Origin of the sequence: Pantoea sp. UYEF8 (assembly GCF_040546285.1) — a bacterium.
Taxonomy (GTDB): Bacteria; Pseudomonadota; Gammaproteobacteria; order Enterobacterales; family Enterobacteriaceae; genus Pantoea; species Pantoea brenneri.
The window spans coordinates 110395-125302 of the sequence record NZ_JBEPNM010000003.1 but is presented as its reverse complement, the minus strand read 5'-3'; the positions used below and the strand labels follow the sequence as shown (position 1 = coordinate 125302).

The window sequence follows — 14908 nt, the reverse complement described above, 5'->3', positions numbered from 1 at the left end:
CTTTGATCACCTTCGCAAAATGAAATTTTCATTTCTTTTTTGATTCTTTTTAAAACGGGCATTTGCTAAAACGGGTAAAAATCTGGCGTTAACTTCCCTGATGGAATCGCATCATCAAATGATTAGAGCGGTGGCAACAGGCTTTCTATAGTGGGGTTCTGACTGGACCCTGCACGCAAAAGAAGGAATGGGTATGTTTCCCTCAACGCTTCCCACCCCACGCTTACCCGATGCCCGAACTCTGCCGTCGCTGCGCTGGGGAATTATCGGTCCCGGCTGGATTGCCGACCATTTTGCGCATGCGCTACGCCACCATACCGACCAGCAACTGACAGCCGTGGCGGCGCGTAATCCGGCCAAAGCCCAGGCGTTTGCCGAAAAGTGGTCAATTGCGTATGCCGCCAGCAGCATGGATGCGCTGCTGGCGCGTGAGGATGTCGACGCGGTCTATATCGCCACGCCGCATAATCACCATTTTCCGGATGGCCTGCGCGCTATCGCGGCCGGAAAGCACCTGCTGATTGAGAAGCCGCTGGCGCTGAATGCGCAGCAGGCAACGCAGCTGAAGCAGGCGGCCGCAGCCCGCAACCTGCTGTGTATGGAAGCGATGTGGTGCAACTTCGCAGCGAAATATGACGTAATCCGACAGTTACTGGCGGATGGTGTGCTCGGCGAGGTTCACACCCTGATTGCCGATCACGGCGAATTTTTTACCGCGGATCACCGCATCTTTAACCACGATCTGGCAGGCGGGCTGATGCTCGATCTCGGCAGTTACCTGGTGGCACTCAGCGTGTTTATCGGCGGTGGCGCGCCCGACAGCATCATCGCCAGAGGCCAGCCGGTGCCCGATGGCAGCGTAAACGGTCAGACGTCAATGCTGCTGACGCATCGCCACGGCATGCATTCGCTGCTGAATACCACACTGTTCAGCAACACGCCTGGCGCCGCGGTGATTGCCGGCAGTGATGCCAGCCTGGTGCTGGAGGGGCAGTTCTATGCGCCAGGCAATTTTCGCCTCACCTCCAGCGAGGGTCGCCACAGCCTGTACTGGGAAGAACCCGCCAACCGCTATCTGCAGCTGTGTCATGAAATCAACCACTTCGCCTGGTGTATCGGGCAGAACCTGACTGATTCGCCGATCCACTCGCTCGACAAGGCGATTACTACCCTGGCCACCATCGACAGCGTCAGGCAGCAGATCGGCGTCACCTTTAATGAAGAACAGTAACGTTAATGTTTCCGGAGCAGACAGATGAAAATCGCTTTTGATGTGGATGTGATTAAAGACCTGGGCATCACCCGCATGGTCCATCAGGTGGCTGACTGGGGGTATAAATATATCGAACAGTCGCCGCATCCGCAGATCAACCCGTTTTATAAGCATCCCAAAGCCAGCCGCGAAATCATGACTGAATATAAAAACGCGCTGCGCGCCACCGGGCTGGAGATCTCCTCTTTTATTGTGGTCTATCGCTGGTCCGGTCCGGACGAGCTGCGCCGCCAGGCGGCAGTGAAAAACTGGAAACGGATGATTGAGATTGCGGTTGAGATGGGCGTGCAGGTGATCAACACCGAACTCTCCGGCACGCCTAATGAGCCGGAGATCTGTGAAGAGATGTTTTATCGTTCGATGGAGGAGCTGCTGCCGATTATCGAACGTGAAGGGATCCGGGTCGAGATTCAGGCGCACCCGTGGGATTTCTGCGAAGAGAACAACGAAACGGTGGATATCGTGAAGTCGTTCCGCAGCGATAACGTCAAGTACATCTACAGTGCGCCGCATACCTTCTTCTACGACAAAGGCAAAGGCGATGTAAAACCGATGCTGGAGTATGCCGGAGACGATCTGTCGCACATGCTGATCGCTGACACCATGAACCACACCAAACATTGCCGCTACATCGTTAACCCGCCCGGCGTTGATGCCACGATTCACCAGCACGTCGGCGTTGGCGAAGGCGAAGTCGATTTCGATACCCTGTTCCAGACGCTGCGCGACACTAACTTTGCCACACGCAGTTACAAAGTGGGTGGTGAGCCGATCATCGCCGCCTCGCTGTTTGGTTACCCGGAAAAGATGAAGGTTCAGGCAGTGCAGACCCGCGAACTGATCGAGCGCGAGTTACTCAGCAAATAACCTCACCCGGCCGCAGCCAGTCGCGCTTTGCCGCCTTTCTGCCCGCCTCGCCATCCGCGCGGCGGGCACGGTTTGCCCTTCATCTCTCGCGTCGCCCTCAGCCGATAACCCACACGGCAGGCAACGGGCCAGGCCGCGATCACCGCCAGCAGAGTTAAACCGGCTTTTATTCACCTGCTACACTCCAGACAAACATCACACCACAAGGCGAACCTTCACTATGTCGGAAAATGCATATCAGCCCGCAAAAGTCTGGAGCTGGGATCCCGAAGCAAAAGGCAACGGCGCTAAAACCAATCGCCCGTTCGCTGGCCCTACCCATGAAAAAGCGCTGCCGGTCGGCAAGCATCCTTTGCAGCTCTATTCGCTCGGCACGCCGAACGGCCAGAAAGTGACCATCCTGCTGGAAGAGCTGCTGGCGCTTAACGTGATTGATGCCGAATATGATGCCTGGCTGATCCGCATCGGCGAAGGCGATCAATTCTCCAGTGGTTTTGTTGAGGTTAACCCTAACTCCAAAATTCCGGCGCTGAGTGACCACTCCGCCACGCCGCCGATTCGGGTCTTTGAATCGGGCAATATCCTGCTCTATCTGGCAGAAAAATTTGGCTACTTCCTGCCAAAAGATCTGGCGCAACGCACCGAAACGCTGAACTGGCTGTTCTGGCTGCAAGGCTCTGCGCCTTATCTCGGCGGCGGTTTTGGCCATTTCTATCACTACGCGCCAGAGAAAATTGAATACGCCATCAACCGCTTTACCCTTGAAGCCAAACGTCAGCTCGACGTGCTGGATCGTCAGCTGGCCGATAATCGCTATCTCGCCGGTGAGGATTACACCATCGCCGACATCGCGACCTGGCCGTGGTACGGCAATCTGGTGCTGAATGACCAGTATGGCGGCGCCGAATTCCTCGATGTGCAGTCCTATAAAAATGTGGTGCGCTGGGCGAAAGAGATTGCTCAGCGTCCTGCCGTGATCCGTGGCCGCAAGGTTAACCGTGTAATGGGCGACCCGGCCGATCAGCTGCATGAGCGTCATGATGCATCTGACTTTGATACCCAGACCCAGGATAAAAAAGCTTAAGGAGACACCCTGTGAGTGCTTACGTTGTATTTATTCGTGATAACACCCTGAACGAAGATGAAATGGCGATCTACGCCGAGAAAGCGGGCCAGGCACGCGGCGATCACCCGATCAACCCGCTGGCCTTTTATGGCGAACTGGAAACGCTGGAAGGCCAGGAAGCGGAAGGTGTAGTTATTCTGGAATTCCCGAGCCGTGAAGCGGCACATGCGTGGTATGACAGCCCGGAATATCAGGCGGCCAAAGTGCATCGTCTGAAAGGGGCGAACTATCGCGCGATCCTGGTTCAGGGTATTGAAAAATAAAAAAGGGACGCTGCGGCGTCCCTGAATTTTCAGGCGGCAACCTGCCGCCTACGTCCGTCATTCCAGCCCGATCCGCACCACGCTGTCCGGCCCCTGGCTGCTGTGATCCGGATTAAAGCCCTGCTTCACCGTCACATACAGGGTCTGACCATCGGGTGATACCAGCAGGCTGTTTGGATGACTGTCAAACGACCAGCTATTTTTCACCGCATAGGTGGTGCCATCCAGCTGCAGCACTTTCTTCGACTCACGCTGACTGATGTAGATCTCATTGCGCTTGCCGTTAAATTTAATCCCCAGTGAATCCCCGAGATCCAGACGCTTAATCACCTTGCCGCTGCGTTCATCAAACACCAGCGTATTTTTAGCTTTTGAATTATCGGTGACGAACAGCCGGCCAGTCGCCGGATCTTCGGCCATATTGAGGAACAGATACTCTTTGCCATCGCCCGCGGTCAGGCGCTGTTCAATTTTGTTATTGCGCGGATTGATCACCAGGATTTCGCCGCTGCCGTTGGCCGCATAAATCCGATCGCTGACCGGAGAATAGATGATGCCGGTGACCCATTTGCCGGCGTTTTTAATCCGGGTTTTCAGCGTCAGGGTTTTCGCATCCACCACCCAGATCAGACCGGGATCGCCGACGCCGCCGACATACAGCAGCCCGTCGTGCAGGAAAATTTCACGTGGCCCGAACGGCAGACCTTTTTCATTCTTCTCGCTGAACATCAGGCGCTTCAGCACCTTACCGCTTTCCGGATCGATAGCAGAGATGCCGCCATCCAGCGAATTAGTGGCGTAAAGTGCGCTGCCATCAGGCGCGCTGGCCAGCCCGAAGTTCTTCAGGTCGTAATGCCCTTCGCCGGTGGTCTTCAGCGTGGTGGCATCCAGCCGATAGATCATGCCGCCGCTGACATCTTTAAAACCCTGGGCGCTGGCCACATACAGCGCATTTTTTGCCGGCAGGTAAGCCATTTCATACAGACCTTCGCCCAGTTCACGCTGGGTCAGATGGCCCTGGCCGGTGGTTTCTACCGTAACCGGCGTGCTGGCATCTGCTTTTCGGGCTGGCAGCTGACATGCCGTCAGGCTGAAAGTGGTGACAATCGCCAGGGCGAGTGCCGCTTTGCGCGGGCTGAATAAGGTTTTCATTCTTAACTCCAGTAAGGGGCGAACGGCTTCCATCAGGCCGCAGCACGGCGGGAAGACACAGAATAAAAAGAATGAGAATCATACTCATTAGTAAAAAAGATGTAAACGCAGCGGTGGATTGAGGGCTGCTCAGCGCCGCGTGTCGCAGGCTATCTCCGGCCGTCGACGACAACCCCGTCAGGGTTCACGGCCCGACCTGCAAATGCTGTTGCAGAAACGTGACGAAGGCGCTGATGCGCGCAGGCAATTGCCGTTGCGCCTGCCAGACGGCAAAAATATCGCCATCCGGTGCCTGCCAGTCCGGCAGTACCGGCAGCAGATCGCCCGCGGCAATGCTGTGCTGCGCATCCCACCACGAACGCAGCAGAATGCCGTGTCCATCCATCGCCAGCCGCATCGCCACTTCACCATCATTGGTAATCAGACTGCCGCGCACCTTCTGGCTGACACTCTGCTCACCGCACGTCAGCCGCCACAGGGTGAAATCGCTGTCGTGCTGGCGCAGCAGAATGCAGTTGTGCTGCGCCAGATCGCGCACCGTCTCCGGCAGGCCATGCCGCGCCGCGTAGGCCGGAGAGCAACAGAGAATACGAGGATTGGTGCGTAACTTGCGCGCCACCAACCGGGAGTCAGGCGGTTCGCCGACGCGGATATCGATATCCATGCGCGCGTCCAGGAAATTGAGCGGCTGACTGGTGAGCTGCAGTGACAGGGAAAGCTGCGGATGCAGCGCGGCAAATGCCGACACACAGGGCGCAATATGACGACGGCCAAAACCAAACGAGGCGTTAATGTTAAGCGTGCCGCGCAGCTGCGCCGTTTCGCCGCTCACCGCCTCTTCCAGTGCCGCCAGCTGGTCCAGCAGCGGACGCGCCCCCGCCAGATAGCGCCGCCCTTCCGGCGTCAGCTCCAGCCGACGGGTGGTGCGGCGCAGCAACTGCACGCCGAGCCGCTGCTCCAGCTGGCTCAGTCGTTTGCTGACGGCCGCCAGCGACAGCCCGAGTTCACGGGCGGCGGCGGTCAGGCTGTCCAGCGCCGCAAGCCGTACGAAGAAAGCGAGGTCGTCGGTTGAGGTGCGGGATTCTCTACTTTGATTCAACACTGGATTGCGTTTCAGGCTCATTATTTCCCCGGAATCGACAGTTATACTGCGTACACAATTCGAACATCAACCGGAAAGGTGCCCTGTGACTGACAAAATCCATCGTATTGCGGTAATTCCTGGCGACGGTATCGGCAAAGAAGTGATGCCGGAAGGCGTGCGCGTGATGAATGCGGCGGCTGAAAAATTCAATATTCCGCTGCGCTGGGAGTGGTTTGATTACGCCAGCGCCGACTACTGGCAGCAGCATGGCAAGATGCTGCCTGACGACTGGTTTCCGCAGCTGAAAGCGTTTGATGCCATCTACTTTGGTGCGGTTGGCTGGCCGGACGTGGTACCCGACCACGTTTCCCTGTGGGGATCGCTGTTGCAGTTCCGCCGCGAGTTCGATCAATACGTCAATCTGCGTCCGGTACGCCTGATGCCCGGTGTTAAAACGCCGCTGGCCAACCGTCAGCCGGGTGATATCGACTTCTATGTGGTACGCGAAAATACCGAAGGCGAATACTCCAGCGTTGGCGGAACCATGTTCCCCGGCACCGATCGCGAGGTGGTGATCCAGGAAACGGTGATGACCCGCACCGGTGTCGATCGCATCCTGAAATTTGCTTACCAGCTGGCGCAGAGCCGCCCGAAAAAACACCTGACCTCCGCCACCAAATCGAACGGTATTGCGATCACCATGCCTTACTGGGATAGCCGGGTTGAGGCGATGGCTGGCCAGTTCCCCGAGGTGAAAGTCGACAAGTATCACATCGATATTCTCACGGCCAATTTTGTGCTGCACCCGGACTGGTTTGATGTGGTGGTCGCCAGTAACCTGTTTGGCGATATCCTGTCGGATCTCGGTCCGGCCTGTACCGGCACCATCGGCATCGCGCCCTCCGCCAATATCAACCCGGAAGGCCACTTCCCAAGCTTGTTTGAACCGGTGCACGGCTCAGCGCCAGATATTGCCGGTAAAGGCATCGCCAATCCGATTGGACAGATCTGGTGCGGCGCGATGATGCTGGAGCATCTGGGCTATAAAGCGGCGGGTGATGCGGTATTAGCGGCGATTGATCGTACGCTGGCCGCAGGTGAGCACCTGACGCGCGACCTCGGCGGCAGCGCCAGCACCGAACAGCTCGGTAGTGCCATCGCCGCCGCGCTCTGAGTTATTCCGGCAGCTCTACCACGCTGTCGGGGTGCCAGCCTGACGGTAACGGCTCCGGCCGCACGATCGCCAGGTTATGCAGTTGCAGATTCTCCACGCCGCGCGCAAACAGTCCCGGCAATCCGCCGGGATAGCGCTCAACCCCGAACGCCTCTCCGGTTTTCGGATCGAGCTTATAGGCGTTATCCAGTCCCATGCCGGTCGGTGAGTCAGGGTTACACGGCGGCCGGACGTCATACTGCCCCTGCGCCACCGACGCCACCGACGCCACACTTTGCCGCAGCTGCACCTGACTGATTAACACATCGCGGATCGCGCCCGGCTGCGCCGCATGCAGGTTAATCGCCCCTTCCGCTACGCCCGTCACGTTAGTGAACTGCACCTGCTCCACGCGGCCCGGCACAATCGCCGGATCGCGACTGCGCACCGAGATAAACAGCGGATCGGCTTTGCCCCAATGGCACGGTGGTGCATGGTGGCAGGCAAAGGTCAGATTGCTGAACAGCAGCCGCCGCATCGCCCCGCCATCGCGTGACAGAATGCCAATTGCGCGGTTGGAATCGAAAATGGTGCAGCCGGTCACCGTCACATCTTCCACATCATCCCAGGTTTCGGTGCCGATTTTAAAGGCACAGCTGTAACTGCGCAGCAGACAGTTGGTGATCATAATCTGGCGGGCCGGACGTCGCAGCGCCGCAGGCTTGTGGGTGGTTTTAATGCAGATGGCATCATCGGCGGCGCTGAGGTAGCAGTTACTGACAAACACCGCCTCGCAGCTGTCGATATCCAGCGCATCGGTGTTCGGCATGGTCATGGCGTTATCGATGGTGAGATGGTCGATATGCACATGGCGGCAGCTCACCAGATGCACGGTCCACATCGGTGCCTGCACGATGGTGAAATCTTCCAGCCTGACCTGCTCGCAATCTTCAAAAACGATGATGCGCGGGCGGTCGGCGCGCGGCAGACGATAGCCCTGCTCATCACGTTCGGTGGCAAACCAGGCTTCGCCCTCGCCATCAATCCGGCCGGTGCCGCTCAGGGTGATATTGCGCTGGCCAAGGGCGTAAAGCAGCACGTTGTGTGACTTCTCGGCGCTGCTCAGCGCCTGTACCGGCTGGTAATCGGCCAGCTGCTGGCTGGCGATCAACACCGCACCCGCCTCCAGGTGCAGTTCAAAATCAGAGGGCAGATTCAGGCAGCCGCTGCGGTAGCGCCCGGCAGGCAGCGTCAGGCGGCCACCGCCGGCGGCGGCAATCTGATCCATCGCGCGTTGCAGCACCGCGGTATCCAGGGTTTCGCCGTCGGCGGCAGGATGAAAATCGGCAAGGGAAAGGTGCATCATGCGTCTCCCGCAAGAGTGAGGAGGAAGAATTGCAGCACGTTCCGGTGCCGCAAACCTTTGTCTGGTCGCCACTGCCCCGTTCCGTGCCGGCGATCACAGATTACTTCACGGCGCCTTCGGTCACGCCGCTGATAAACTTGCGCTGGAAAATCAGGAACACCGCCACCAGCGGCAGGATGACAATCATCGCACCCGCCATCAGCACCGGAATGTCGATAGTGTTTTTATTCTGAAAGAACATCATGCCGATCGGTAAGGTACGCAGTTCATCTTTATTGACCAGAATCAGCGGGATTAAAAACTCATTCCAGGTCCAGATAAACAGCAGCAGCCCGAGCGTCGAGAGCGTCGGCCAGATGGCCGGCACCAGGATGCCCCACAAAATTTTGACCCGCGAGGCACCATCCATCACCGCCGCTTCCACCAGCTCTTTGGGCACCTGCTGAAAGGCACTGGCGATCATCAGGGTTGTAAACGGCAGCGACAGGGCAATCTGCGGCAAAATCAGCGCCAGATAGGTATTGGTCAGCCCCATCCAGCGCAGCTCGTGGTAGAGCGGGATGATAAACGCCTCGCTCGGCAACACCATGCCGAGCGCCAGCATCGCCGCGATCGCTTTTTTACCGGGGATCTTCAGCCAGGCGAAGCCAAATCCGGCCAGAATCCCCAGCAGCACGCTGCACAGCACCACCGGGATGACCACCAGCACCGAGTTGAGGAAGTAGACGTTAAAATGTCCCTGCTGCCAGGCGGTGAGGTAGTTTTTAAAATTCAGCGAGGCGGGCAGCGTGAATACCCCCTGGAACAGCTCCATCTGGGTTTTGAACGAGGTCATCAGCGCCATCAGAAACGGCAGAATAGTCATCAGCGCCACGATCCAGATCAGCGTGCGTGAAATCACCGGCGTACTACGCATCAGTATCGCTCCTTTAAGGCCAGGTGAATCAGGTAGTTAATCCCTAACACAATCAGCATGCTGAACACCGCCACTGACGACGCATAGCCAAAGTAGTGCAGGTCAAAACCCTGCTTATACATAAAGATATTGGTCACCATGGTGGACGTGCCCGGCCCGCCCTGGGTCATCACATAGACCAGGTCAAAGGCTTTCAGGCTGGCAATCACCGTCAGCAGCAGCGCAATCCGCACCTCAGGCCGCAGGGCCGGCAGGGTAATGCGCATAAACTTCTGGCGACGCGACGATCCATCCAGGTCGGCCGCTTCCAGCAGCGAGGGATCCATTCGCTGCAGGCCCGCCATAAACAGCACCAGACAGAAGCCGAAGAAGTACCAGGTGGCGACTAAGCCGACAGCCGGCAGTGCCCAGGTAAAATCGCCCAGCCATGACATCGCCAGCTGCGGTAAGCCAATGGCACGCAGCAGTTGGTCGATCGGGCCAAACGCCGGGTTATATAACCAGCGCCACACCACGCCCAGCACCGCCATCGGCATGATATAGGGCAGAAAGAAGAGAATGCGCAGCACGCTGCGTTCGCTGTTGTTGCGCGTGTCATACAAAAAGCTGCACAGCAGCAGGCCAATGCTAATCGGCAGCAGGGTATAGAACAGCATCAGGATGGCGTTATTGCCCAGCGCGATCCAGAACACCGGATCGCTGAACATCCGCAGATAGTTGCTGACGCCGCTGAATACCGGCAGTGAGGTGCCGTCCCATTCGGTAAAGCTGATACCGAGCGAGGCCAGCAGCGGCAACAGCAGAAATACCGCATACACCAGCACCGCCGGCAGAACATAGAGAAAATTACGCCAACCGCTTAAATTCAACATAACCGTACTCGTGGCTCAGAACGACGCTCAGGCCCGGCGATGCGCCGGGCCACCGGCTTAATGTTTCAGGGTTTTCAGGTAACGCTGATAGTTGTTGTCGAAATTGGCGACCATCTGATCGGCAGTCTGACGGCCGGCCAGCAGCAACTGGACGTTCTGATTCAGTTCGGCATTCATGGTCGGCGTTGCCCAGTCTACGTAGTGGCCTAAACCGTCATAGTCATTGAGCGTCAGCCACACCTGCCAGGCTTCGGCCAGCAGCGGATTGTCCGTCGGCATTTTCGCCGCTTTGTTGGTGCTGGCCGGCAGGAAGCCGACCTTCAGCCAGCGGTCAGCCATCGCATCTGACACCATATAGTTGATGAACTTCGCCGCCGCATCCTGCTGCTCTTTGCTCTTCGCGGTGCTGGTCACCGAGAAGGCCAGATCGGTGCCACCGACCATCAGCGGTTGTTTCACCCCCTCACCGGCAGGCATCGCGGCAAAATGGATATCTTTATTATCTTTAAACTGGCCGAGATACCAGGTACCGCTCACCAGGAACGCCGCCTGATTGTTCTGGAACAGCGTGGCGGCATCATCATGACCGATGCCCTGGAAGCCAGGGAAGAAGTAGCCTTTATCGGTCCAGCTCTTCATCATGCTGGCGGCCTTAACCAGTTTGTCATCTTTGAAGCTGCCGCCGACGTCGTAGATCAGATTATCCAGCGTCTTGCGGTCATGACTTTCAATCTGCGCCTGCCACAGCGTACTGAGCAGTTGCTGGCCCATGTTGCCATCCAGCAGGCCGAGCATCATCGGTGCGGTGCCCTGCTGCTTCAGCTTCGCCATGGCGCTCTCCAGCTCGGCCAGCGTTTTGGGTACCGCAATGCCCGCTTTATCCAGCAGGGCCTTGTTGTAGTAAAGCCCGACCATCTCGCCGAGGCTGGCAACGCCGTACAGTTTGCCGCTGCCGAACTCACCGCTGTCTGACCAGCGGTTACGCTTGAGGACCGAGTCAGGGAAGCGCGTGGTCCAGCCATCAGCGCTGGCGTAGCTATCAAGCGGTAGCAGCAGCTTATCTTTTACCAGCGATCCCATATCGCCACCGCCCTGATTCACCTGGGCAATCTGCGGACCGTCGCCCGCGGTCAGTGCCAGCTTGAGCGGAATACGCGTATCTTCAAACGAGTGAACCGAGCGATTAATCACGATGCCCGGATTCTGCTGCGTAAACTCTTTGATACCCTCATCCACCGCCGCGGTCTGCTGTGGATAGTTATAGATATCCCACTCATTCAGGGTAACGGCAGCCTGCGCGGCGTGGGCAACGCTGCCCGCCAGCAAGCCCGCCGCCAAAAGCCGACCCAGACTGCGAACCCGGAACGAACCAACTGAGGAAACAGACATTATGATCACCTTCTCCAGACCAGGATCGGCATCCCTTCATCTCACCGCCTGCATCCCGCAGACTGAAGCCGCATAGAAAACGCGCTCACCCATACTTACTTTAATAAAAAAATAAAGTCAAACAGCCCGCCGGTGAAATTACAACGCTGTGAGCACGCGCAAATAAACAGCTACCTGGCGGTAAAAACAGCAGACTCCGCTGGACAGATGGCCGGTTGCCGCGGCAGCACAGCCTGAACCAGCGCTTCCGTAGCACGATCTGCCAGCGCGATTGTCGCAAAATAACTCGCTGATAAAACATATGAAAATCCTATCACGCTCACAGTTTGCCGTTTTTCCCGCGGGTCAGGAGAGAGACAAGCGCCGTGCGCCGGGCGTGTTGGCGATCACAGTTGTGAAGCGAGAAACCGGTAAAGATTGCTGAACCGCCGGCGTTAGTGCGATAAGGTAATTATTCTATCTTGAAAACTAAGTCCACTTTCATTAACGTAACTTTTCATCGGCGGACCGCGTCAGTGACGGTCCCCTTCATCCACTCACGAGAAATCACCATGGCGAATCAAGGTGTCATTCGTCCGGCGACCCCGGCGGACTATCCGGCGCTCTACCGCATCTGCCTGGAAACGGCGGATGCCGGCGGGGATGCGCGTGCGCTCTACTCTGATCCTGACTATCCCGGCCAGCGGTTTGCCGTGCCCTATGCGCGTTTCGCACCGGATTTTGCTTTTGTGCTGGAGATCGAGGGTGAAGTGCTGGGCTATGTGGTGGCCGCACCGGATACCCGCGCCTTTGAAGCGCAGTTAGCCGCGCAATGGTGGCCACAGTTACAGCAGAAATATCAGCAACGCAGCGCCGACGCGCCGCTTGACGACAAGATACTCGACGCCATTCGCCATCCTGACGCTGCGGCTGAGGCGCTGGTGAGCCGCTGGCCGGCTCATCTGCATATCAACCTGCTCCCGGCGGCGCAAAAAGGGGGCTGGGGCCGCAAAATGATTGAGCACCAACTGGCGGCGCTGCGGGCAGCGGGCGTCAGCGGCGTTCACCTTGGCGTCAGCCTGCAAAACGAGCAGGTCTGCGCTTTTTATCAGCGCATGGGATTCAGCCCAATCCTGCGCAGCAACGCCATTTACATGGGCCAGTTACTCTGAGTGAGGTAGTCCGATGACCAGCCTGCGCTTGCAGAATGTGAAGAAGTCTTACGAGCACGTTAACGTGATTCATGGCATCGATCTGACGATTAACAGCGGGGAATTCGTGGTATTTGTCGGGCCATCCGGCTGCGGCAAATCGACGCTGCTGCGGATGATCGCCGGGCTGGAGGAGATCAGCAGCGGACAGTTGCTGATTGAGGAGCAGGACATGACCCGGCAGCCCGCCACCGAGCGCGGCATTGCCATGGTGTTTCAGTCCTATGCGCTCTACCCCAACATGACGGTGCGCGGTAACCTCGCCTATCCGCTGGAGGTGATGAAGAAGTCGAAGGCGGAGATCGCCCAGGCGATCGAGCAAACGGCCGCCCGCCTGCATCTGACCGAACTGCTTGACCGGCTACCGCGCGCGCTGTCCGGCGGGCAGCGCCAGCGCGTGGCGATTGGCCGGGCAATTATCCGTCATCCGCGCATCTTCCTGTTCGATGAACCGCTCTCTAACCTTGATGCCGAGCTGCGCCTGCAGATGCGGATTGAGATTGCCCGACTGCACGCCTCGCTGGGTAATACCATGATCTATGTGACCCACGATCAACTGGAAGCGATGACGCTGGCGGACCGGATTGTGGTGCTGCGGCAGGGCCGGATTGAGCAGGTTGGCGCGCCGCTGACGCTGTATCACGATCCGGATAACCTGTTTGTTGCCGGTTTTATCGGCTCGCCGAAGATGAATTTTCTGCAGGCGGAGATCGCCGCGGTCGGTGAAGGTGAAGTGCAGCTGCGGCTGCCGGAGCTGAAGATTGATGGCCTGGTGCTGAAAATTGCCGCCCCGTGCCACGAGGGACAGACCGTGACGCTCGGCATCCGCCCGGAACACTTCCAGTCCGCCGCCCAGACGCCGGAGGCGCTGCGTTTTCAGGGTGAGCTGTCGTTTGGCGAAATGCTCGGCCACACTAACTATCTCTATCTCGATATTGGCCGGGAGCAGATGCTGGTGGTGGAAGAGCGTGAGGCGCATCAGCGTGAACTGGGGGCGCAGGTCGAACTGGGGATTTCCGCCGCGCACTGCCTGCTGTTTGATCAGCAGGGATTACGCCTGCGTTAAGGCGCGGAGGGTAAGGTCAGCGGGCGCTTCGGCGCCCGTTTTGCTGGCAGGAGAACTCAGGTGACCGGCTCTTCATCTGCCTGGGCAGCCAGCAGGTCGAGCAGACGGTTAACCGCAAAGCCCGCTGCACCGAGTGCCCACATCCGGTTTGATTCGGTCAGAAACTGCAACGGCGTCATGTGCGGCGTCAGTTTCAGCCGGTAAGCCTGGAAGCTCTGGGTAATGTGATCAAGCAGAATGCGTGACGCCATATGTGGCTCCATCGCCAGATAGACCACGTCCGGATCGTAGGCCACCGACAGGTTGGCCAGCGAGATACCCAGTTCACGGCCCGCCTCTTCCAGCGCCGCCAGCACCTCAGGCGTCGGACGTTGATCCAGCGCCTGTAAGGTCAGCGTTGTCGGTTCGCCTTCCGCCACCCGCTGCAAAATAGCACGCGAAGAAGCGACATCTTCCAGCAGGCGCAGCGAGCCATCACCGACCAGCCCGTTGCCAATCTCACCCGCTTTGCCGTGGCGACCGCGATAGAGCTGGCGATTGAGGATAATCCCGGCGCCGATCCCTTTACCGTAGGTGGCAATCACCGCCGACTGCGCGGTACCAAGCTGGCCAAACACCAGCGCCGCCATCGCCATCGCATTGGCATCATTTTCGATAAACACCGGCAGCGAGAAGCGTTCCTCCAGCTGGCGGGCAATCGGAACGTTATCCCAGTCGAGCACCTTCGAGCGGATGCAGTAGCCATTTTCGGCATCCACCAGCCCCGATAATGCCAGCCCGATAGCTCCGACCCGCTTCTCTTCCACGCCGCGCAGGAATTTCGCCAGCGCATCGCCAAGCTGGCGTGGCGTCATGGTGCCCGGCGGCATCTGCTGTTCACCCAGCAGGTTGCCACTGAGATCGGTCATGACGATCAGGTTGCGTTCAGCGTTGAGCTGGATGCCGATCACGCTGGCGCGATCGGGATTGAGTCCGAGCAGAGTTTTTGGCCGCCCCATCGACACGCGACGCAGTCCCAGCTCCTGCACAATCTCTTGTGCCAGCAGCCGATTGGTCGCTTGCGAAACCGTCGACATGCTCAGTCCGCTGCGTACTTTCAAATCGGACTGGCTAATCGGCGCGTTTTCAACAATCAACCGCAGAATGCGCGCGGTCACGTTGGGAGCGGTCATAAATTCCTCAGGTTGACGC

Annotated in this window: 14 protein-coding genes; 7 read left to right on the top strand and 7 right to left on the bottom strand. The window is 58.1% G+C overall.

Annotated features, from left to right (window positions below; all coding sequences use genetic code 11):
• Positions 1 to 193: 193 nt before the first annotated feature.
• The 4 genes from ABIB18_RS06900 to ABIB18_RS06885 all read left to right on the top strand — a co-directional run bounded on the left by ABIB18_RS06900 (position 194) and on the right by ABIB18_RS06885 (position 3529).
• A complete protein-coding gene (locus ABIB18_RS06900; RefSeq protein ID WP_354473882.1) occupies positions 194 to 1231 on the top strand; it encodes a Gfo/Idh/MocA family protein in 1038 nt (345 codons plus the stop codon).
• A 24-nt stretch (positions 1232 to 1255) separates the two neighbouring features.
• Positions 1256 to 2140: a sugar phosphate isomerase/epimerase family protein gene (locus ABIB18_RS06895; protein WP_031375479.1), complete on the top strand. Its 885-nt coding sequence runs from the start codon at positions 1256 to 1258 to the stop codon at positions 2138 to 2140.
• Positions 2141 to 2360: 220 nt separating this feature from the next.
• Positions 2361 to 3224 carry a glutathione-dependent disulfide-bond oxidoreductase gene (gene yghU, locus ABIB18_RS06890; protein ID WP_031375480.1) on the top strand — a complete coding sequence of 288 codons (864 nt, stop codon included), beginning with the start codon at positions 2361 to 2363 and terminating at the stop codon, positions 3222 to 3224.
• Positions 3225 to 3235: 11 nt separating this feature from the next.
• Positions 3236 to 3529, top strand: coding sequence for a DUF1330 domain-containing protein (locus tag ABIB18_RS06885; RefSeq protein ID WP_069728781.1), 294 nt, complete (start codon positions 3236 to 3238; stop codon positions 3527 to 3529).
• A gap of 57 nt (positions 3530 to 3586) precedes the next feature.
• On the opposite strand, the gene ABIB18_RS06880 is transcribed toward ABIB18_RS06885, so the two are convergent.
• Positions 3587 to 4681: a YncE family protein gene (locus ABIB18_RS06880; RefSeq protein ID WP_031375482.1), complete on the bottom strand. Its 1095-nt coding sequence runs from the start codon at positions 4679 to 4681 to the stop codon at positions 3587 to 3589.
• Positions 4682 to 4865: 184 nt separating this feature from the next.
• Positions 4866 to 5804, bottom strand: coding sequence for a LysR family transcriptional regulator (locus ABIB18_RS06875; RefSeq protein ID WP_046288567.1), 939 nt, complete (start codon positions 5802 to 5804; stop codon positions 4866 to 4868).
• Between the two features lie 64 nt (positions 5805 to 5868).
• On the opposite strand from ABIB18_RS06875, the gene ABIB18_RS06870 reads away from it, so the two are divergent.
• A complete protein-coding gene (locus tag ABIB18_RS06870) occupies positions 5869 to 6939 on the top strand; it encodes a tartrate dehydrogenase (RefSeq protein WP_354473881.1) in 1071 nt (356 codons plus the stop codon).
• 1 nt (position 6940) lies between these two features.
• On the opposite strand, the gene ABIB18_RS06865 is transcribed toward ABIB18_RS06870, so the two are convergent.
• The 4 genes from ABIB18_RS06865 to ABIB18_RS06850 form a co-directional block, all read right to left on the bottom strand.
• Positions 6941 to 8281 carry a glycoside hydrolase family 28 protein gene (locus tag ABIB18_RS06865; RefSeq protein ID WP_089561328.1) on the bottom strand — a complete coding sequence of 447 codons (1341 nt, stop codon included), beginning with the start codon at positions 8279 to 8281 and terminating at the stop codon, positions 6941 to 6943.
• A 103-nt stretch (positions 8282 to 8384) separates the two neighbouring features.
• Positions 8385 to 9200, bottom strand: a complete 816-nt coding sequence (locus ABIB18_RS06860) for a carbohydrate ABC transporter permease (RefSeq protein ID WP_031377780.1) — start codon at positions 9198 to 9200, stop codon at positions 8385 to 8387.
• The gene (locus tag ABIB18_RS06855) at positions 9200 to 10072 is read right to left on the bottom strand and encodes a carbohydrate ABC transporter permease (protein WP_031377781.1); all 873 of its coding nucleotides are present in this window, start codon (positions 10070 to 10072) and stop codon (positions 9200 to 9202) included. The genes ABIB18_RS06860 and ABIB18_RS06855 overlap by 1 nt, the downstream gene beginning before the upstream one ends.
• Before the next feature lie 57 nt (positions 10073 to 10129).
• Positions 10130 to 11461 carry an extracellular solute-binding protein gene (locus ABIB18_RS06850; RefSeq protein ID WP_046288566.1) on the bottom strand — a complete coding sequence of 444 codons (1332 nt, stop codon included), beginning with the start codon at positions 11459 to 11461 and terminating at the stop codon, positions 10130 to 10132.
• 551 nt (positions 11462 to 12012) lie between these two features.
• On the opposite strand from ABIB18_RS06850, the gene ABIB18_RS06845 reads away from it, so the two are divergent.
• Complete coding sequence (locus tag ABIB18_RS06845; RefSeq protein ID WP_031377783.1) at positions 12013 to 12612, top strand: GNAT family N-acetyltransferase; 600 nt, start codon at positions 12013 to 12015, stop codon at positions 12610 to 12612.
• A gap of 13 nt (positions 12613 to 12625) precedes the next feature.
• Complete coding sequence (locus ABIB18_RS06840) at positions 12626 to 13717, top strand: ABC transporter ATP-binding protein (protein ID WP_031377784.1); 1092 nt, start codon at positions 12626 to 12628, stop codon at positions 13715 to 13717.
• Positions 13718 to 13773: 56 nt separating this feature from the next.
• On the opposite strand, the gene ABIB18_RS06835 is transcribed toward ABIB18_RS06840, so the two are convergent.
• On the bottom strand, positions 13774 to 14889 hold the full coding sequence (locus ABIB18_RS06835; RefSeq protein WP_031377785.1) for an ROK family transcriptional regulator: 1116 nt from the start codon (positions 14887 to 14889) through the stop codon (positions 13774 to 13776).
• Positions 14890 to 14908: the final 19 nt, after the last annotated feature.